This is a genomic window from Xenorhabdus thailandensis (assembly GCF_037996785.1).
In the GTDB taxonomy this organism is placed as follows: Bacteria; Pseudomonadota; Gammaproteobacteria; order Enterobacterales; family Enterobacteriaceae; genus Xenorhabdus; species Xenorhabdus griffiniae.
The window spans coordinates 83,501-103,928 of the sequence record NZ_JBBMXF010000015.1 but is presented as its reverse complement, the minus strand read 5'-3'; the positions used below and the strand labels follow the sequence as shown (position 1 = coordinate 103,928).

Annotated in this window: 16 protein-coding genes, 1 tRNA gene and 1 pseudogene; 9 read left to right on the top strand and 9 right to left on the bottom strand. The window is 40.6% G+C overall.

Features of this window, described 5'->3' with window-relative positions; translation table 11 throughout:
- Positions 1-125 precede the first annotated feature (125 nt).
- On the bottom strand, positions 126-1,670 hold the full coding sequence (gene nhaB / locus AAC853_RS15530; RefSeq protein WP_338882431.1) for a sodium/proton antiporter NhaB: 1,545 nt from the start codon (positions 1,668-1,670) through the stop codon (positions 126-128).
- 266 nt (positions 1,671-1,936) lie between these two features.
- Here nhaB and fadR point away from each other — a divergent pair, with 266 nt between their 5' ends.
- The 3 genes and pseudogenes from fadR to alr all read left to right on the top strand — a co-directional run bounded on the left by fadR (position 1,937) and on the right by alr (position 5,634).
- The gene (fadR, locus tag AAC853_RS15525) at positions 1,937-2,659 is read left to right on the top strand and encodes a fatty acid metabolism transcriptional regulator FadR (protein ID WP_338882429.1); all 723 of its coding nucleotides are present in this window, start codon (positions 1,937-1,939) and stop codon (positions 2,657-2,659) included.
- A 579-nt stretch (positions 2,660-3,238) separates the two neighbouring features.
- Positions 3,239-4,540, top strand: a complete 1,302-nt coding sequence (locus AAC853_RS15520) for a D-amino acid dehydrogenase (RefSeq protein ID WP_340615077.1) — start codon at positions 3,239-3,241, stop codon at positions 4,538-4,540.
- Positions 4,541-4,567: 27 nt separating this feature from the next.
- Positions 4,568-5,634, top strand: a pseudogene (gene alr, locus AAC853_RS15515) (alanine racemase).
- A 60-nt stretch (positions 5,635-5,694) separates the two neighbouring features.
- On the opposite strand, the gene AAC853_RS15510 reads toward alr, so the two are convergent.
- Positions 5,695-6,591, bottom strand: coding sequence for a D-hexose-6-phosphate mutarotase (locus AAC853_RS15510; RefSeq protein ID WP_340615076.1), 897 nt, complete (start codon positions 6,589-6,591; stop codon positions 5,695-5,697).
- Between the two features lie 128 nt (positions 6,592-6,719).
- Complete coding sequence (gene gapA, locus AAC853_RS15505) at positions 6,720-7,715, bottom strand: glyceraldehyde-3-phosphate dehydrogenase (protein ID WP_338882424.1); 996 nt, start codon at positions 7,713-7,715, stop codon at positions 6,720-6,722.
- A 342-nt stretch (positions 7,716-8,057) separates the two neighbouring features.
- Here gapA and msrB point away from each other — a divergent pair, with 342 nt between their 5' ends.
- Positions 8,058-8,471 (top strand): peptide-methionine (R)-S-oxide reductase MsrB, encoded by a 414-nt coding sequence (gene msrB / locus AAC853_RS15500; protein WP_340615075.1) that lies wholly within the window; start codon positions 8,058-8,060, stop codon positions 8,469-8,471.
- Between the two features lie 202 nt (positions 8,472-8,673).
- Positions 8,674-8,955, top strand: coding sequence for a YeaC family protein (locus AAC853_RS15495; protein WP_338882422.1), 282 nt, complete (start codon positions 8,674-8,676; stop codon positions 8,953-8,955).
- A gap of 78 nt (positions 8,956-9,033) precedes the next feature.
- On the opposite strand, the gene pncA is transcribed toward AAC853_RS15495, so the two are convergent.
- From pncA to sppA, 3 genes are all read right to left on the bottom strand, one after another.
- Positions 9,034-9,669, bottom strand: coding sequence for a bifunctional nicotinamidase/pyrazinamidase (gene pncA / locus AAC853_RS15490; protein WP_338885570.1), 636 nt, complete (start codon positions 9,667-9,669; stop codon positions 9,034-9,036).
- Positions 9,670-9,693: 24 nt separating this feature from the next.
- A complete protein-coding gene (ansA, locus tag AAC853_RS15485; protein ID WP_338882421.1) occupies positions 9,694-10,713 on the bottom strand; it encodes an asparaginase in 1,020 nt (339 codons plus the stop codon).
- 108 nt (positions 10,714-10,821) lie between these two features.
- Complete coding sequence (gene sppA, locus AAC853_RS15480) at positions 10,822-12,699, bottom strand: signal peptide peptidase SppA (protein ID WP_340615074.1); 1,878 nt, start codon at positions 12,697-12,699, stop codon at positions 10,822-10,824.
- A 167-nt stretch (positions 12,700-12,866) separates the two neighbouring features.
- On the opposite strand from sppA, the gene AAC853_RS15475 reads away from it, so the two are divergent.
- From AAC853_RS15475 to AAC853_RS15465, 3 genes are read left to right on the top strand one after another with little or no spacing between them, the layout of a single operon-like run.
- Positions 12,867-13,418, top strand: a complete 552-nt coding sequence (locus AAC853_RS15475) for an NAD(P)H nitroreductase (protein WP_338882418.1) — start codon at positions 12,867-12,869, stop codon at positions 13,416-13,418.
- A gap of 31 nt (positions 13,419-13,449) precedes the next feature.
- Positions 13,450-14,493, top strand: coding sequence for a selenide, water dikinase SelD (selD, locus tag AAC853_RS15470; RefSeq protein WP_340615073.1), 1,044 nt, complete (start codon positions 13,450-13,452; stop codon positions 14,491-14,493).
- Between the two features lie 4 nt (positions 14,494-14,497).
- Entirely contained in the window at positions 14,498-16,444 is a 1,947-nt protein-coding gene (locus tag AAC853_RS15465; RefSeq protein ID WP_340615072.1) for a DNA topoisomerase III, read from the top strand.
- A 54-nt stretch (positions 16,445-16,498) separates the two neighbouring features.
- On the opposite strand, the gene xthA is transcribed toward AAC853_RS15465, so the two are convergent.
- On the bottom strand, positions 16,499-17,305 hold the full coding sequence (gene xthA / locus AAC853_RS15460) for an exodeoxyribonuclease III (RefSeq protein WP_338882413.1): 807 nt from the start codon (positions 17,303-17,305) through the stop codon (positions 16,499-16,501).
- A gap of 648 nt (positions 17,306-17,953) precedes the next feature.
- Here xthA and AAC853_RS15455 point away from each other — a divergent pair.
- The gene (locus AAC853_RS15455) at positions 17,954-18,817 is read left to right on the top strand and encodes a helix-turn-helix domain-containing protein (protein WP_338882412.1); all 864 of its coding nucleotides are present in this window, start codon (positions 17,954-17,956) and stop codon (positions 18,815-18,817) included.
- 473 nt (positions 18,818-19,290) lie between these two features.
- Here AAC853_RS15455 and AAC853_RS15450 read toward each other — a convergent pair.
- A tRNA-Tyr gene (locus AAC853_RS15450) sits at positions 19,291-19,375 on the bottom strand.
- Between the two features lie 204 nt (positions 19,376-19,579).
- The gene (purU, locus tag AAC853_RS15445; RefSeq protein ID WP_340615071.1) at positions 19,580-20,428 is read right to left on the bottom strand and encodes a formyltetrahydrofolate deformylase; all 849 of its coding nucleotides are present in this window, start codon (positions 20,426-20,428) and stop codon (positions 19,580-19,582) included.

The following is a 20,428-nucleotide window of genomic DNA, read 5'->3' as shown; positions in this document are numbered from 1 at the left end:
CAGCCATAAAAAAATAAAATTAAAATCAACTGAGCTATTTTTTCAGGCAAGTGGTTAACAAAAAAACCGGATGGTATGCAGAACCACACCACCCGGCAGGATATAACGATAAATTAGGCCTCCAATTATAGTGGCGTGATCAAACCAAGTTTGATGAGATATTCAGTGGCAGGCACTAACCAGAATTCAACACACAATAGTCCCACTAGTGTCATCACAATGGTATAAGGCAAGGCCATCATGACCATGCGACCATAAGAGAGACGGATTAATGGAGACAAGGCAGAAGTTAGCAGGAATAAAAACGCGGCTTGTCCATTAGGGGTTGCCACGGATGGTAAGTTAGTTCCTGTGTTGATGGCAACGGCCAAATACTCGTATTGTTGTTGTGAAATCAGACCACTCTTCAGGGCGATAAGTGCTTCATTAATGTAAACCGTACCGACGAAAACGTTATCAGAAACCGTGGAGAGCAATCCGTTGAACAAGTAGAATAAGGAAAGCTGTGAAGCGGGTGAAGACTGCAAGACAAATTGAATAAATGGCGCAAACAGTTGTTGATCAACAATGACGGCAACTACAGAGAAAAACACGGTTAACAGGGCAGTAAACGGTAAGGCTTCCTCAAATGCTTTACCTAACGCATGTTCTTCGGTAATGCCACAGAATGCGGTTGCTAAGATAATGACTGATAAACCAATCAAACCCACTTCAGCCAAATGAAAAGCCAATGCTACAATCAGCCAAATACCGATCAGTGCCTGAACAGCAAGCTGGGCTTTTTCTTGGCGGGTACGTTTTTCACTGGCCTTTTGGTCGTAATCTTCCAGAACAGAGCGAACACGCTCAGGTAATTCAGCACCGTAACCGAACAGTTTAAAATGTTCAACCAGTAAACAGATTAGCAAACCACAAATAAACACGGGGATGGTGACTGGCGACATACGAATAAAGAATGTAGCAAAATCCCAGTCGACATGTTTGGCAATAATCAGGTTTTGGGGTTCACCAACCATAGTCATCACACCGCCCAAGGCAGTACCAACTCCCGCATGCATCATCAGGCTGCGCAGAAATGCCCGGAACTGTTCCAATGTCTCTCTTTTATCTTCACTGTCAATATACTTATCGTCATTCAGTTCAGAGCTGCCATGATGGGAAAGGAATTGGTGATAGATGGCGTAAAACCCGATTGAAACACTGATAACAACGGCAATGACAGTCAGAGCATCAAGGAAAGCGGACAAGAAAGCACTCGCCAGGCAGAATGCCAATGCCAGCATTTTCTTGGAACGGATATTTAACAGCAGCTTTGTGAAAACAAACAGCAATAACTGTTTCATGAAGTAAATGCCCGCAACCATGAAAATCAGCAATAAAATGACTTCCAGATTGTTGGAAATTTCATGACCTATTTGTTTTGGTGAAGTCATTCCAATGATGACCGCTTCAATAGCAAGTAATCCTCCAGGTTGCAGAGGATAACATTTTAATGCCATTGCTAATGTGAAGATAAACTCAACGACGAGCATCCAGCCAGCAACAAAAGGGCTGATGAAGAAATAGACCAGTGGATTGATAATCAGAAAAACAATAATAGCTAGCTTGTACCAATCCGGCGCATTACCGAGAAAGTTTTTCACCACTGCACGTTGGATACTGATTTCCATTATTATTAATATTCCTCTTTGTGAATACGTGGAAAAATCTAAGTTGCTATCAACCACTAAGAAACATATTGGTTCGGTATAGTACGCTCAATGTGATAGCAATTTAAGAGCATTAGCGCATAATTAATCTACTAATATTTGTATTTTTTATGAGCCTATTCACTCTTTCACGGTTTATTTACCAGGTAACTATGTCGAGCAAACACATTCTGGTATGATCAACCGCTATTATTAGCCAAGAAAACTACTTTGGAATAATTAAAATTATGGTAATTAAGGCTCAAAGTCCTGCGAGTTTCGCGGAAGAGTATATCATTGAAAGTATTTGGAATAATCGCTTTCCACCTGGCTCTATATTGCCAGCAGAACGTGAATTATCTGAATTGATCGGTGTCACCCGTACGACCTTGCGTGAAGTGTTGCAGCGCCTTGCCCGTGATGGTTGGTTGACTATCCAGCATGGAAAGCCAACCAAGGTTAATAATTTTTGGGAAACATCCGGTCTTAATATTCTGGAAACTTTGGCGCGTCTTGATCATGATCGTGTTCCTCAGTTGATTGATAACTTATTGGCAGTGAGAACTAATATCGCAGCCATCTTTATCCGTACTGCATTTAGGAATAACCCTGAAAAGTCATTGGAAATTTTGGCAGAAAAAGAAAACGTGGAAGATACCGCTGAAGCTTTCAGCTCTGTGGACTATGATATTTTCCGTGGTCTGGCTTTTGCATCAGGAAACCCAATTTATGGTTTGATTATTAATGGGCTGAAAGGGTTGTATACCCGTGTTGGTCGTTATTATTTCTCCAGTCCTGAAGCACGTAATTTAGCGTTGAATTTCTACCAGCAGTTAAGTTCATTATGCCGGGAAAAAGCCTATGACAAGATTATGGATTGCGTGCGGAGTTATGGTAAAGAGAGTGGCATTATTTGGCATAGTATGCAGAGTATTATGATCCATGAATTAACAGAAAGATCAATGAATTAACAGAAACATGTCTTAAGTTGGTTAAACTCTTCGTTTTTTGTTTACCTCGCTATTGGTTACATTTATTTACCCCAGTTATGTAGTGATATCATGGTTAGGTCATATAATATACAATTATATGATGCATAATTATCTATGTTTCTGGGGCACTTCACTAATCATCACTTAACACATATGTGTTATTTAGAAACACTCCCAACTGTGTAATGCAGTTTTTTAAATTATTATTCTACTTATTAACAGTGGTCTTATATAAAATTCTAAAAATTTATATTTTTTTGGTGTTTTATAAATTTCACCCTTGTGAGTGAAATGTTTATTTTTTGCCATAAAAACCACTTTAATAAGTAGAAATTAAAGGGGTGAACAGTATTTTACTCTTATTTAACTTGATGATTTAAATGTATTTCTATATAGAAAATATGCGATTATTGAAGAAATGTGTTTTTTATATTTTGTAATGTAAATGTGACTTAAATCCTAAAAGTTAATTAATTGTATCATAGTCTATTATTCTGTATTGGCTTTTTATGTTTAGCATATTATGCTTGAAAATATCACTTGCCAGTAGGGGGTAAAATGAAGGTCCTTATTTTAGGCAGCGGCGTTATTGGCGTAACCAGCGCATGGTATCTTGCACAAGCAGGCCATGAAGTTACTGTAATTGATCGCCAGAATAGTGCCGCGGAAGAAACTAGTGCTGCTAATGCCGGTCAAATCTCACCAGGGTATGCCACCCCTTGGGGGGCTCCAGGGATCCCACTAAAAGCAATAAAGTGGGTGTTTCAACGTCATGCACCTTTGGCTATTCGCCCTGATGGTTCCCTGTTTCAGTTGCGCTGGATGTGGCAAATGCTGCGTAATTGTGATGCAAGCCATTACGCGATGAATAAAAGCAGAATGGTTCGTTTGGCAGAATATAGTCGGGATTGTATTAAACAATTAAGGATTGATACGGGGATCCAATATGAAGGGCGTCAGGGGGGAACCCTGCAATTGTTCAGAACCACCAAGCAATTTGATAATGCTGCCAATGATATCAAAGTGTTAGAGCAAGAAGGAGTTCCTTATCAATTATTGACCGCTGAGCAATTGGCTACAGTGGAGCCGGCGCTTGCTAATGCTTCCCATAAACTGACTGGCGGGTTGCAATTACCGAATGATGAAACGGGTGATTGCCAGCTTTTTACCAAAGCACTGGCTAAAATGGCAGAAGATATTGGTGTGCAGTTTATATTTAACAAGCAGGTTAAACGGATCCTAGTGGATGGAAGTAAAGTCACAGGTATTCAATGTGATGATGGTATCATGACGGCGGATCACTATGTGGTAGCGATGGGATCTTATTCCACTGAAATATTAAAAGAACTGGTTAAAATACCGGTTTATCCATTGAAAGGTTATTCATTGACGATGCCGATTATGGACGAGTCAAAAGCACCCGTCTCAACTGTGCTGGATGAAACTTACAAGATCGCCGTTACGCGTTTTGATAATCGTATTCGCGTTGGTGGTATGGCGGAAGTAGTCGGATTTAATTTGAATGTCCTCCAAAATCGTTGTGAAACGTTAAAAATGGTTGTGCAGGATCTATACCACAATGGTGGCAATATTACGGAGGCCTCATTCTGGACAGGTTTGCGTCCTATGACCCCGGACGGTACCCCTATTGTTGGGCCAACTAAATATGCGAATCTTTATTTAAATACGGGACATGGAACACTGGGTTGGACAATGGCCTGTGGTTCAGGGAAGTTACTGGCTGATTTAATTTCAGGCAAAAAGCCCGACATTGCGGCAGATGATCTTTCCGTATTCAGATACATTGATGGCTTTAATATAAAAGTGTTTCCAATGAAGCCTCATTTACACACAGCATAAACTTATAAACTATAAGAAGGGGTCGTCATGCCACGTCCTATTTTGGCAACGATCCATCTCGATGCATTTCGCCATAATCTGTCAGTTATTCGTCAAATGGTGGGTAACAGCAAAATTTGGTCGGTAGTAAAAGCGGATGCGTATGGGCATGGATTGGACAGAATATGGCAATCACTCATGCAGACAGATGGATTTGCACTGCTTGACATGAATGAAGCTATTTATTTAAGGGAGCAGGGATGGCAAGGGCCAATCTTGCTATTGGAGGGTTTTTTCAAACCTGCGGATTTGCAGATTATCAATAAATACCATCTGACAACCGTAGTACATAGTCATTGGCAACTTGATGAGATAGAAAAAACTAAATTAGATGCTCCCATTGATATCTATTTGAAACTCAATAGTGGTATGAATCGGTTGGGATTCACCGCAAAAGAGTATACACAGATAGTTTCAATGGCGAAAAAGGCTAAAAATATTAAGTCAGTGACGTTAATGACCCATTTTGCCAATTCGGATAATGAAATGGGTATTGATGAACAATTCGCGGTTGTTGAGCGTTTGCAAATGAATTCACTGCACCATTGCCTGGCGAATTCTGGTGCTGTGTTGTGGCATCCGAAAACACATAAGGATTGGATACGGCCAGGTATTATTCTTTATGGCGCGTCTCCTAGTGGAAAGTGGCGTGATATTGCCAATATTGGGTTGAAACCAGCCATGACGCTAAAAAGTGAAATCATCGCAGTACATGAGCTTCCCAAGGGGAAAAAATTGGCTATGGCAGCCGCTATATAACTCAGAAACCCATGCTTGTCGGTACAGTTGCCTGTGGTTATGCGGATGGGTATCCGCGGCATGCCCCAACGGGAACACCTGTCATGGTTGATGGTGTTCGTACCCAGTTATTGGGTGCTATATCAATGGATATGATGACGGTTGATTTGACTCCGTGTCCTCAGGCAAATATAGGCAGTATTGCCGAGTTGTGGGGAGAAAATCTACCCGTAGACGAAGTCGCAAACTCGGCAGGAACCATTGGTTACGAGCTTTTGTGCGCTTTAGCGAAGCGTGTTCCTGTCACTGTGGTTTAACCCTTTCTATCTTTAAGAATTCAGGCATTTTTATCCTTGGTCTTGGAATAAATGCCTGCTCTATATTTCGCTTGGTTGATTATTATCTGAGAATTTACGGCAGCGGATAATGACAGAAAGTCTGCCAGGGTTGCCATTCTTAGGCTGCAATGGGTCATTGATACGTGCAGTTTCGATACAAGCCATATTCTTATAACCCTCTTTGCTCATGTCTTTCATACTACTGGAAAGTGCAGCGCCGGGGTTCCAGCATACTACTTCGCTATGGTGATAGTGGTGTATTTCAATTGTTCGTTTCCATAGCGGATCTCTGAGCAGATTAAAATCGTCTGGTTCTGTATAAATGCGGTCTGTTCTTCCGTGGAAGACTAAATCTTCATCAATATATTGCTCGCTATCGGTGAGGGTATCAATAAAATGGGAACCAAGCCCACTGACCCGAATTTGATTGATGTCACTCACATTGAAGTAAGAGTGAAGAGCACAAGTGGCTTGATATTCACCATGAGGCTCTAACTCTATTTCGCAAGTTTCCCCCAATTTAAAACGGGCAATGAGCGTGAATTCATGTGGCCATAACTTACGGGTATATGCGTTATCCTGTAATGTGAACGTCAAAATAACGCCATTTTCATTTTCATCATGGGCTTTGAGTTCCCAAGGTAATATCCTCGCAAATCCATGGCTGGGAGCTGCAAATGAACCAAACCAAGGCCAACAGATGGGAATGCCGCCACGAATAGCAGTGCCTGCCCTGAAAGGGGTGTTATCACTTACCCATAATACCGGTTTTTCGTTATTGGGCTGCCAGGTGATCAGGTGTGCGCCTTGAAGACTGATCACTCCACGAGCTTTGGGATGGGAAACAACAACTAACGGAAAACCATCAATGTTTCGCTGGCTGATATAAGGGGAGAGCTGTTCTACAATTGGTAATGAGAAAATTTTATCAAGCATCTGTCATGACCTTATGTAAACTTAAATTAGCCGTTGAACTAAAAGACAAGAATATCTCAATATTTTAGTTATATAAACATAAAAGCCACCTGTAAACAGATGGCTTTTGAAAGTCGATAAAAGCTCAGTTATTTGGAGATATGAGCGATCAGATCCAGGACTTTATTGGAATAACCGGTTTCGTTGTCATACCAGGAAACCAGTTTTACAAAGTTATCGTTCAGCGCGATACCTGCTTTTGCATCAAATACAGAAGTCAGTTTTTCGCCGTTGAAATCAGTAGAAACCACGTCATCTTCAGTATAGCCCAGAATGCCTTTCAGTTCGCCTTCTGCAGCTTCTTTAATTGCATCACAGATTTCTGCATAAGTTGCTGGTTTAGCCAGACGTGCAGTCAGGTCAACAACAGAGACGTTAGGAGTAGGAACACGGAAAGACATACCAGTCAGTTTACCGTTCAATTCTGGGATAACTTTGCCTACTGCCTTTGCTGCGCCAGTGGAAGATGGGATGATGTTCTGTGCTGCACCACGGCCACCACGCCAGTCTTTCGCTGAAGGACCATCAACCGTTTTCTGGGTAGCCGTTGTTGCGTGAACGGTAGTCATCAGACCTTCAACGATACCAAATTTGTCATTGATAACTTTAGCCAGTGGAGCCAGACAGTTAGTGGTACAGGATGCGTTGGAAACGATATCCTGGCCTGCATAGGCATTATGGTTGACACCCATAACGAACATTGGCGTATTGTCTTTGGATGGACCGGTCAGAACAACTTTTTTCGCGCCAGCAGCGATATGTTTACGTGCAGTTTCGTCAGTCAGGAAAATACCCGTTGCTTCTGCAACAACATCAACACCCACTTCGTTCCATTTCAGGTTAGCTGGGTCTCTTTCAGATGTCACACGGATGGTTTTGCCGTTAACAACCAGTTGGCCGTCTTTAACTTCAACAGTACCGTTGAAGCGGCCGTGGGTTGAATCGTATTTCAGCATGTATGCCATGTATTCTGCATCCAACAGATCATTGATTGCAACGATTTCAATGTCTGAGCGCTCTTGAGCAGCACGGAAAACAATACGGCCGATACGACCAAAACCGTTAATACCTACTTTGATAGTCATAGTATTCCACCAGCTATTTTTTAGTGAATTAAAAGTTGTTTTTAAAGTTACCAAAATCTTGCCAGCCGTCAAGCGGAATCGTGTCAACAATTGAAAAAGATCAATTTAATAATCACTATCTAGACGATTGCTATACAGCTGGAACAAGCTCTACGCACACCATTATCGGGGCATAAGGAGATATTTAAAGTTACCATTGGTTAGTTATGTGAGATTTATCACAATTAGTAAAGTAAATTGCTATGTTGGATAGGTTAGAATGCGTTTTGACATTTTGGTGTTAATTTTGGGTTGTTTCCGATGATATTTTATTGAAATCATTGACCTTAAAAGGTGGTCATTATGACTAAAAGTCAAAATATTTCCCTTTCTATAGAACAGCTTAATAAAATGCAACGCTATGTTACGCAAGAAGCAGGTACTGAGCCGCCATTTTCAGGGAAACTGCTGCACAATAAGAAAAATGGCATTTATTATTGCTTGTGTTGCCGCCAGCCATTATTTGTTTCTGATACGAAGTTTGATTCGGGATGTGGATGGCCAAGTTTTTACCAACCGATTAGTGATGGCTCTATCACATATATTGATGATTATTCTCATAATATGCATCGGATAGAGGTGCGTTGTAGCCAATGTCAGGCACATTTGGGGCATGTCTTTCCCGATGGTCCGAAACCGACAGGGGAACGTTTTTGTATTAATTCAGCAGCGCTGCGTTTTGTTGATAAAGAAACAGGCGAAGAAACGGCAGGTTAATGTTATTTTGAATACGCTGAATTTAAATGAAAAGTTGGCCTTATGAACTAAAAAGAAACGATTCAGCTTATTTTTGATAAAGTATTCTTAACTGTTCTTAAGGTCAATAATATTAATAATAACCATGTCGGCTTACGGCCGTACAAGTAAAATATGTAGTGCATGTAGTAAAATAGAGCACATAGCCATTAAGGAAATTTCGATGAAGTTGGATGATTTACTCTCCGCCATGACTCCTGAAATTTATCAGCGATTAGTTCAGGCTGTTGAACTGGGAAAATGGCAGGATGGTGTACCACTCACGCCAGAACAGAAAGAATACAGTTTACAGGCGGTGATGCTCTGGCAAGCAAAATATAATCATGATCCTGAACATATGACGATTGGCACAGACGGTCAAATTACCATGAAAAGTAAGCAGGAGTTAAAGGCTATATTTCAGTCCGACATGGTTGCAAAATTAAAACCTCAGTCGGAAGATTGAAATGGCATGAATTGAGAACCTCGCCCTATTTTTGTTGAGAACGAGGTTCTTTTTAATTTTATGAAGGAGCTAGGGGAGTTATAAAATGGATATAATTTCACTTTGTAGAATTAACTTTGCCCCTTTTCCTGCCATTTCCTCAAATGCTTGTTGGCTATCATCTTTCTGGATATTAACACCACGACAGCCATCAATAATGACATAGGTTTCATAACCGAGTGCCAGGGCATCAAGTACGGTAAATTTTACGCAATAATCAGTGGCGATACCCATGACAATCAGGCGTTGTATCTTCTGCTCTGTTAGCCAATCATCCAGGTGAGTTTTGCTTTTATGGTCATTATCAAAGAATGCACTGTAGCTATCTATTTGGGGATTTTCACCTTTGCGGAAAATTGCTTGAATAGCAGATTGATTTAACAAAGGATGAAATTCCGCACCAAACTCTCCTTGTATACAGTGATTAGGCCACCATACTTGAGGAATGCCATTGAGTTCGCCTAATTCACCTACTTTTTGTCCTGAATTTTCTGCAAAACTCATATGATTAGCCGGATGCCAATCTTGAGTGGCGATGACAGTGATAGTGTTTTCCTGACATCGTGCAATAACATTATTTGCTACTTCAATCACTGCATCACTATCTTTGACAGCCAGGGCGCCTCCAGTACAAAAGTCGTTTTGTAGATCGATAAGTAATAATGCTGTTTTCATCATATTTCTCGACTCATCTGTTCATTATTCATCAGCATAACTCAACTCTCCCCGCAGATTTTGTTGCATCAGATAGCGGATCTCTTCAGGGGTATAAGATTGGCTTAATAAATAGTGCAATTTTGTTAAAGTTGCTTCGAAAGTCATGTCATAACCACTGATAACACCTGATGCAGCCAGAGAATGACCAGTCGCATAGCCTTCCATGTTGACCCGGCCTGAAATACATTGTGTCAAATTAACCACAATAATACCTCTCTCAGTCGCTTGCTTTAACGTTTGTAGCAAATCAGCCCGTTGTGGAGCATTGCCAACACCGTAAGAGCGTAAAATTAACGCCTTGACTGGTTGCATGAGGATGTTTTCTACCACCTGACTGGATAATCCCGGGTAGATAGTCACGACACCAATTGGTTGTGATGTGATGGTATTCACAAAAAATTCGCCATGACTAGCAGGTATAGGATTTGTTTTGAAGGTGCGAATATTTATTCCGGCTTCCATCAATGGAGGGCAGTTAGGGGATGAAAAAGCATTAAAGCCATCTGCATGGGCTTTAATTGTTCTATTGCCACGAAATAACTTATTGTTAAAAAACAAGCTAACTTCGTTAATAGGGTAATTCGCTGCGAGATACAGCGCATTAAGAAGATTGGTTTGTCCATCGGAACGCAATGCTTCCAGAGGAATTTGTGACCCTGTCACAATAATGGGTTTATTCAGGTTTTCGCACATGAAGGAGAGTGCTGATGCAGTGAAAGCCATGGTGTCCGTACCATGCAGAATAACAAAACCATCGTAGTCATGATAATTCTGATAGATATCATTTGCGATAATGCTCCAATCGTCAGGACTCATATCAGAAGAATCAATCAGGGGTTGGTGTTCACGGATCGTGAATGTCGGCATTTCTGGACGGTGAAATTCTGGCATTTTGGCGAGTTGTTGTTGTAAATGACCGGAAACGGGAATGTATCCATTGGGGGAATGTTGCATCCCAATAGTACCGCCGGTGTAAACAACATAGATCGATTTCTTCTGCATGGTAACGCCTCAATAAAAACATTTAGCTGGATTATAGGGAGTATCAGGAATAAAAAAAGCCTGAGAGTGAAATCAGGCTTTAAATTTGTTGTAAATTTAGTCAGTTATTTAACGAATATCGACACAATTCAGGCAGAATGTGTATATATTCTGTGGATCATTCATATTTTTATAAAATGCAGCTTGTTTTTTTACATCTTGAGCGACTTCGGCAAATGGAGCAGGCAACATTGATTGTAAAGTATTTGGCAATAGTGCTTGCGCTGATGAAGTCAGTCCCAGCATGAATTTTTCCGAGAATGAAAGTTCAGGTTGCATCCAGTCCAGTGAGACATCTTTGATCTTTGCCAGCTCAGCGGCTTTTTTAACGGCATCATCAAAATCACCCAGTTGATCGACTAGACCATGCTTTTTGGCATCAATGCCACTCCAAACACGCCCTTGAGCGATATTATCAATTTCATCTACAGACTTATTACGGGCAACTGCAACCAGCTTAATAAACTTACTGTAGCTACTCTCAATAGCGAGCTGCATTACATCTGAGAACGTTTGGTTAATACCTTTGGTAACAGAAATATCAGCTAATGGCGTTGTTGAAATACCGTCGGTATTCACACCAACGTAATTGAGCGTCTTTTCAAAGGTCTGAATGACACCAAAAACACCAATCGAGCCTGTTAAGGTACTCGGATCAGCAATGATGTAGTTAGCAGGGGTAGATATCCAGTAACCCCCTGAGGCAGTCATCCCTCCCATGGAAACTACAATAGGTTTCGCATTTCCAGTCTTGTCATCTCGGATGGCTGCCAATTCATTGCGAATAATTTCGGACGCACCGATACTACCACCTGGGCTGTTTACTCGTAATACGATCGCTTTTATGTTGGGGTTATGGTGTGCGGCACGTAGTTGTTCAACAATAGTGTCACTTCCAACGATACCCGGCGATTGCTTGCCTTCTAAGATTGCACCTTCAGTAACAATGACAGCAATATTGCCTTTATTATCTGCATATTGTATTGGTTTTTGGTCAATGTAGTCATAGATGCTGATGTAATTGAAATGTTTTTGTTCTTTGTTCCAACCAAATTTTTCCCGCATTTTCTTTTCAACCGCATTGCGGGGTTCAATAGAGTCCACTAGTTTGTTTTGGTACGCATACAGTGAAAAGTCCCCACCCGCTTTACGGAGTTTTTCAATAAAGTTTGCTGCACCAGGGAAGACTTGATCAACAGGGATATGTCGGTTAACTGCGATGGTATTTAAGTAATTGTTCCACAATTCGTTAAGCCAGAGGCTGTCAGCTTCACGAGCCTCTTGTGACATATCGTCGCGCAGTATGGGTTCAACTGCTGATTTATAGGTTCCCACACGAAAAATATGGGTAGATACTTTCAACGTATCCAACAATGATTTGTAGTATAAATGGTTGGTGGAGAAACCATGGATATCAACGGAACCAAGTGGAGATAAATATATTTTATTGGCATAGCTGGCTAAATGATATTGTGATTGGCTGTAAGCATCACCAATCGCAAAAACAGGTTTACCAGCAGTTTTAAATTCGTTGATAGCCTTACCAATATACCTCATAGAAGTTTGGTCTGCGCCGATGAAATTATTTAGATCTAATACCATGCCCGTAATTTGGGGATCATTTTTTGCGCGGCGAATACTGTCAACAACGTCAAACACGGAGGTTTCTTTGTAATTGCTATTGGATGGCCCAATAAGATCTTTGGTAAATTGTTCGAGTGGATTGCGATCAGTTACGCGATCAAGAACTATACCAGATAGGTTGACATACAACGCCCCGTGATAATTATCGTCAAGTTTGGATTGTTGCTGGTAAACAGTAACCCCAACAACGATAACAGCGATCAACAGAATAAAAATAAGATTGAAAATAAACTGGCGAACAAAATTTAGGAGTTTCCAACTCCATTTAAATAATGCTGCCGTGAAGTGCCATAATTTGCGCATATTATCTCCGGTTATGGTATCAAGAGGGGTTATCCTAATCAGCTCACTGGAAAATGTCAGCTGGAAATCATGTTATTGATTGAAAAAACAGTTTATGTGCTTTCATTCATTAACGAATAAACAGAGAATGTGGGTTTGAGACAGATTATCTTATTTAGGAGAAAAGAATGAATGCTTTGGAACTTTTGTTAAATCGTCGTTCAGTTTCACGTTTAACAACCCCCGCGCCAAAAGACAGTGAATTGCAACATATTTTAGCTGCAGGGATGAGGGCGCCTGACCACGGGGCTTTGCGTCCTTGGCATTTTATTGTGATGGAAGGGGAAGGGATAAATAAATTTAGTCATCTTCTTGAAAAAGCAGCGATTGAAGGTGGTCTGGGCAAGGATGTTGAGGAGAAAGCAAAAAATGCCCCTTACCGAGCACCTATGATTATTACCGTTATCGCCAAGGTCGTTGAACATGCAAAAGTTCCGGCATGGGAACAAGTGGTTGCTGCGGGGTGTGCCGTTCACGCGATGCAAATGGCCGCCATCACCCAAGGTTTTGGCGGTATATGGCGTTCAGGCTCATGGACAGAAGATCCCATTGTTAAGGCAGGCTTGGGATGTAAGGAAAATGACAAGATTGTGGGATTCTTGTACTTAGGAACCCCAGAACTGAGGGCACCTGCAAAAGTTGCAATGCCAGATTTGACGAATTTTGTCAGTTATTTCTAATTTGTCAGTGACTTCTTAACTGGAGCGACTAATGTCAACAGAAATCCGTCTGACTCAATACAGCCATGGTGCCGGATGTGGCTGCAAAATTTCGCCTAAAGTGCTGGAAACTATTTTGCACAGTGAACAGGCAAAGTTTTTCGATCCTAATCTTTTGGTAGGTAATGAAACCCGTGATGATGCTGCTGTGTATGATATTGGTAATGGTACAGGCATCATTAGTACTACGGATTTCTTTATGCCTATTGTTGATGATCCGTTTGATTTTGGCCGTATTGCGGCGACTAATGCCATTAGCGATATTTACGCGATGGGAGGGAAACCCATCATGGCAATTGCGATTTTGGGTTGGCCAATTAATAAACTGGCACCGGAAATTGCGCAAAATGTTATTGAGGGAGGCCGGGCTGTTTGTCAGGAAGCGGGTATTTCCTTGGCTGGAGGGCATTCTATTGATGCCCCTGAACCCATATTCGGCTTGGCAGTGACGGGAATCATCAATATTGAACGTGTAAAGCGTAATAATCAGGCAAAAGCAGGCAGTCTCCTGTTCCTGACTAAGCCTTTGGGCGTTGGCGTATTGACTACGGCTGAAAAGAAAGGGTTGTTACAACCCGAACACCAAGGTATTGCGAAAGAAATTATGTGCCAGTTGAATAAAGCGGGGACAGATTTTGCAGGAATTGAAGGTGTTACCGCTATGACGGATGTAACAGGCTTCGGCTTGTTAGGGCATTTAAGTGAAATTTGTGCAGGTTCTGGTGTTCAGGCGAAGATCAAATTTTCACAAATTCCGAGATTGCCAGATGTTGATGTTTATATCGAAAAAGGTTGTGTACCTGGAGGAACGGGACGCAACTTTGACAGCTATGGGCACTTAATTGGAAAGATGGCTTCCCATCAACGTCATCTCTTGTGTGATCCACAAACTTCGGGTGGTTTATTACTGGCGATTTTGCCGGATGCCGTGGAAGAGGCGAAAGCCGTTGCACGAAGCCACGACATTGATTTTTTTGCTGTTGGTGAACTGACTGAGCCAAGCTCAGGCAGGGCACTCATTGAAGTTCTTGAATAATTCCATGCGTCTTTTTATTGCAGAAAAACCCAGCCTCGCGAGGGCTATCGCGGATGTTTTACCGAAGCCCCATCGACGTGGGGATGGGTTTATCGAATGTGGTAATAACCAGTTTGTGACTTGGTGTGTGGGTCATCTATTGGAACAGGCCGAACCTGATGCCTACGATAGCCGTTATGCTCGTTGGGTATTGGCTGATTTACCGATCATTCCTGAAAAATGGCAGTTAAAGCCACGGGCAGCCGTGGCCAAACAGCTCAACACAATTAAATCCCTGTTGGAAAGAGCAAACGAGATAGTCCATGCAGGTGACCCTGATCGCGAAGGGCAATTGTTGGTGGATGAAGTGCTGGATTTTTTAGATCTGGATATGGATAAAAAACACAATGTCCAGCGATGCTTAATCAATGATCTCAATCCCCAGGCAGTCGCAAAAGCGATTGAACGGCTAAGAAGCAATCGGGAGTTTATCCCCTTATGTGTTTCTGCGCTCGCCAGAGCCAGGGCAGACTGGCTTTATGGCATCAACATGACCCGTGCTTACACTTTATTAGGCAAAAATGCCGGTTATCAGGGGGTATTATCGGTCGGGCGAGTGCAAACCCCTGTTTTAGGTTTGGTTGTACGTCGTGATGAAGAGATAGAAAATTTTGTGCCAAAAGATTTTTTTGAAGTTAAAGCACACGTTGTTACACCCAATGAAGAGCGATTTACGGCTTTATGGCAACCGAGTGAATCTTGCATTGATTTTCAGGATGAAGAAGGCAGAATTATTCACCGGCCGTTAGCTGAGCATGTTGTTGCGCGTATTACTGGACAACCTGCCTATGTCTCCTCCTATCAGGATAAGCGCGAAACAGAAACGGCACCATTACCTTTTTCCCTTTCATCCTTGCAGATTGAAGCGGCCAAGCGTTTTGCTTTGAGTGCTCAGGATGTCCTTGACATTTGTCAGCGGCTTTATGAAACCCATAAAGTGATCACTTATCCGCGTTCTGACTGTCGTTACCTGCCGGAAGAACATTTTGTTGGGCGTCATGCAGTCCTGAATGCCATTTCGGTTCATGCTACCCATTTGTTTCCGCAGAATGCTTTAAATATAGAGCAAAAGAACCGCTGTTGGGATGATAAGAAGGTTGATGCTCACCATGCCATCATTCCTACTGCACGTAGTAGCCAAGTTAATTTAACCGAAAATGAAAGCCATATTTATAGTTTGATTGCGCGACAATACCTGATGCAGTTTTTTCCTGATGCGGTATTTCGGAAATGTACGATTGAACTTGATATTGCTGGTGGAAAATTTATCGCTAAGGCACGTTTTCTAGCAGAGGCGGGTTGGCGGACTCTACTTGGCAACAAGGAACGGGATGAAGAAAATGAAGGTACGCCATTACCTGTTGTTGCTAAAGGAGATGAATTATTGTGTGAGAAAGGTGAAGTGGTGGAAAGACAGACACAGCCTCCAAGGCCTTTCACTGATGCGACACTATTGTCTGCAATGACTGGCATAGCTCGATTTGTGCAGGATAAAGATTTGAAAAAGGTACTTCGTGCAACCGATGGCTTAGGTACTGAAGCGACTCGAGCGGGGATCATTGAATTACTATTCAAACGGGATTTCCTGTACAAAAAAGGACGCTATATTCACGCGACTCCGGCTGGCAGGGCGTTAATTCATGTGTTACCGGACATGGCGGTATTGCCAGATATGACAGCACATTGGGAATCTCGGCTGACACAAATCAGCGAAAAGCAATTCCGTTATCAGGATTTTATGTTCCCCCTTCAGGAAACATTGCAGCAGTTGATCTGGCAGGCAAAACAGCATCGTAATTTAACGGCTTTTAGGAACTTGCCTCCTGCTCCTGTTAATACCAAAAAAGGGAAAGGCAAGCAGGAAAAATCTGGTAAGAGCAGAGCAAAGAAAGATCAAGTTAATCAGGGATAATTCACGATAACGACACAGCACCATAATGGAGGTGCTGTGTTTCATGATCGTTGTTTATATCTTAAACTCTGTCCAAATAGGGGCATGATCGGATGGTTTTTCCATACTGCGTATAGCATAATCGATACCAGAGGATATACATCTTTCTGCCAGAGGATGGCTGGCAAGCAGCAAATCAATGCGCAGTCCACGATTATCATCAAAACCTTTTGAACGATAGTCGAACCAAGAAAACTGATCATTAGCTTCAGGATATTTTACCCGGAATGTATCGATAAGCCCCCAATTTTTTAAGCGTTCCATCCATTCTCGCTCTTCTGGTAAGAAAGAACATTTTCCCATTTTTAACCAGCGTTTCTGGTTGTTTTCTCCAATGCCGATATCGAGATCTGTTGGACTGATGTTCATGTCTCCCATAATCAAAATGTGTGACTCCGGAGAATGATTAGTTTCTAGGTAAGATAGTAGGTCCTGATAAAATTTTTCTTTTGCAGGAAATTTAATCGGATGATCACGGCTCTCTCCTTGAGGAAAATAGCCATTGATTACAGTTAATAAACCAACAGGTGTCTCGATATCGGCCATAATAATGCGGCGCTGTGCATCATCGTCATCAGTAGGAAAACCTTTACGGATATCCACTGGTTGTTGGCGAGTTAGCAATGCGACACCGTAGTGAGATTTTTGACCATGATAAAAAATGTGATAACCCAGCTTACTGACTTCTTCCAGAGGAAACATTTCATCATGGACTTTTATTTCTTGTAATCCGATAACATCAGGTTGGTGTTGTTCAACAATGGCTGCGAGTTGATGATGACGTGCTCTTAACCCATTAATATTAAATGATATAAATTTCATTTTGTTATAATCACCTATAGAATATGTTAATTAATATTAACAGATACAAATAAGGATGTAACTATTTATTAAATAATAATTTTTACTTAATTACTTTGATAATTCGCTATTTTACTCATATATGTATACTATATTGGGTATAATACTCTCATTATCCAGAATTTAAAGTATCGAAACGATTTTTAAAAAATAAAAAGACACCAAATAAATGATTAGTAAATTAATGAACTTATAATAATTTACTAATTATTATAAGTTATATTCAACATTTGATATTATAATTTTCCGTGAGGAATTTTATTCTTAGAATTCATTTTATGTTGCGTGTTACAAAAATTAATTAATGAAAAAGTAGAAGAGTTAATCAATCTCTGATAGAAATTTGAGCTTGTAGACCATGGTTATATTTATTAATGGATTACAATCACGGTGGAATATTCATCATGATATAGATGAATTATATTATTCATCTAAACCGCATTATTACATCAGGGGCTGGCATTTTATATAAATGCCATTTGAAAAATATTTATTTTTATTGTACAAAATTGTACCTTCATAATATCAAGTTTGATTTAGCGGTTACCTGATGAGAAGGCCATTTCAAGGAAATTATTTTAGCCACAAGTTACATAGGAACGGTGAATTATGTTTTTTTCTCGTAAATTAGAAGCATTCATGGCGGTGGTGGAAATGGGTTCTTTAAGCAAAGCGGCAAGAGTGATGAACCGTACGACTCCCCCAGTCGCTAAATCAATTAAAGACTTTGAAGCGACGTTAGGAAAGCGCTTGTTTAAAAGGGAGAAGTTTGGGATGATTCTGACCAAAGACGGAGTGGAATTATATAATGACTTAAAAGAGCTTTATTTGAAAGAGAAAGAAATTACAAAGAAACACATTAGTGGGAGTATTTGTAATGTTGTAAATATATACCATGATTGGGGTAAGAAAAAGCATCTGATTTCGCTTTATAAAGCAGCGGACAGAAATAATGCTCAAGTTAATATATTACGCTTCAGTTATGATAACATTGATGAAATAGTTGACTATGAGGGCAATACAATAATTTTAAGTTCAGAAAAAATACTTAGTGACCGATTCAGCCTGGTACGGAAAATTGATGGACCAAATTTGGGGATCTGCTGTCGAAAGGAACTATTGGATGAAGTAAACGGAGACTTTATTCAATTGCTGAAAAAAAGAACATGGTTATGTGATCCAGTGCTCTACAAAGGCAATTTGATAAAGAATTTGGAAGAGGAAATAATGAAAAATGGAGAAAAAGTTAATATCCGACAAATGGATAGCATAGAATGCTGTCTTAACTTTATTCAGTCAACCGATTATATTTTTATTACAGATTCTCATTCCGGTGCTTTGGAAGAGGGAGAAAGCCTAGGCTTCATTCCAATATCACGACCTGATGCAGTTAATCAGTGTTATGTCTACAAATCAAAATCTCATTCAAGCGTATTAAATCGTTTCATTGACTCCGTCAGCGATATGGAGTAACTGACTACATGAACGATAAAACTATCTGATTTCCCGGCTCCACTATGGCGCTTATCTAAACGCATTAACTTTGAAGACATTGGTTTATCCGTTAATTTGAAGTGTTTTGTTTTTGTTGATTTGTTTTACTTCAACCAAGTTTTTTAAACGGATTTTTTTAAATAGATTAGTGATGAATTTCGACGATTGGTGCAAGTAATGAGGTAACCATTTGTTGATCTCTTAATGCATTAAGAGCTTGGAAAAGATTTTTGATAGTGGTGAGGAAGGATAAGGATGATGTGTCATTTCGTTCCTCACCTTTGGTCTATGCATAATTACACATCTCTCTATTCTACTAAATGAGATCTCTTATTTTCTACTCACAGTCATTGTATAGTATTTCAATTTTACGATTCAGCAAACTATAGTCTATTGTTTGGTAAAAACAAATAGATCCATTTTGGGATTTTTATGTAAAAAATGAGTTTTGATGGTGGTGGGGGAAGGATTCGAACCTTCGAAGTCTGTGACGGCAGATTTACAGTCTGCTCCCTTTGGCCGCTCGGGAACCCCACCAGATTTTGAATTGTATGCTGTTGTTAACAGCGAGCGGTATCATATCAGATAAACCGCCGCTGTAAAGTAGCTAATTGAACATAAAGTATTGTTCGATTGCTTTTTGATCTTAATGATCGCGTTGTAACCTATTGGGTAATACCATCGATAGAAAGTACCTGTATTACACCTCAATCAGCTAAAGGCAAGATACTTGATTGTTTATTAGAGAATAACCGTACGGTTACCATATACAAAAACCCGCTGGGAAAATACCCAGTATAATGCTTGGCTCAATACATTCTTTTCAACATCACGTCCAGCACGCATCATCTCTTCAGCTGTATAGGTATGATCTACATTTATCACATCTTGGGTGATAATCGGTCCTTCATCCAAATGATCATTTACATAATGAGCCGTTGCGCCAATAATTTTCACACCACGTTCATAAGCTTGATGGTAGGGGCGCGCACCAATAAATGCGGGTAAGAATGAATGATGAATGTTGATTATTTGATTTGGGTAATGCTGAACAAATGCGGGTGTTAAGACGCGCATGTATTTGGCAAGAACAACATAATCCGGTTTATATTGATCAATCTGGTCCATCAACGCTTCATCATGTTGTTCTCGGGTTAGGCCTTCATGACTGATGTAATGAAATGGGATATCAAACTGCTCAACCAATTTTTGTAAAGTAGTATGGTTGCCGATGACAGCAGCAATTTCGACATCCAATCCACCATAGGCGCTTTTAACTAAAATGTCGCCAATGCAATGTGCTTCTTTTGTCACCATGATAACGATACGACGTCGGCCCGCTGTATTTAATTCACGATTTGAACCTGCAGGTAGAGCGTCATCCAAATCGGCCAAAAGTGTTTCGTCATTAAAAACACCTTCCAGCTCGGTACGCATAAAAAATCGGCCAGTACGATGATCAACAAACTCATTATTTTGAACGATGTTTAATTGATGTTTGTAACAAATGTTTGTGATTTTTGCGATCAATCCTTTGGAATCAGGACAAATCGTACGTAAGATTTTTTTTTGTATGTTTGCGTTTTGCAT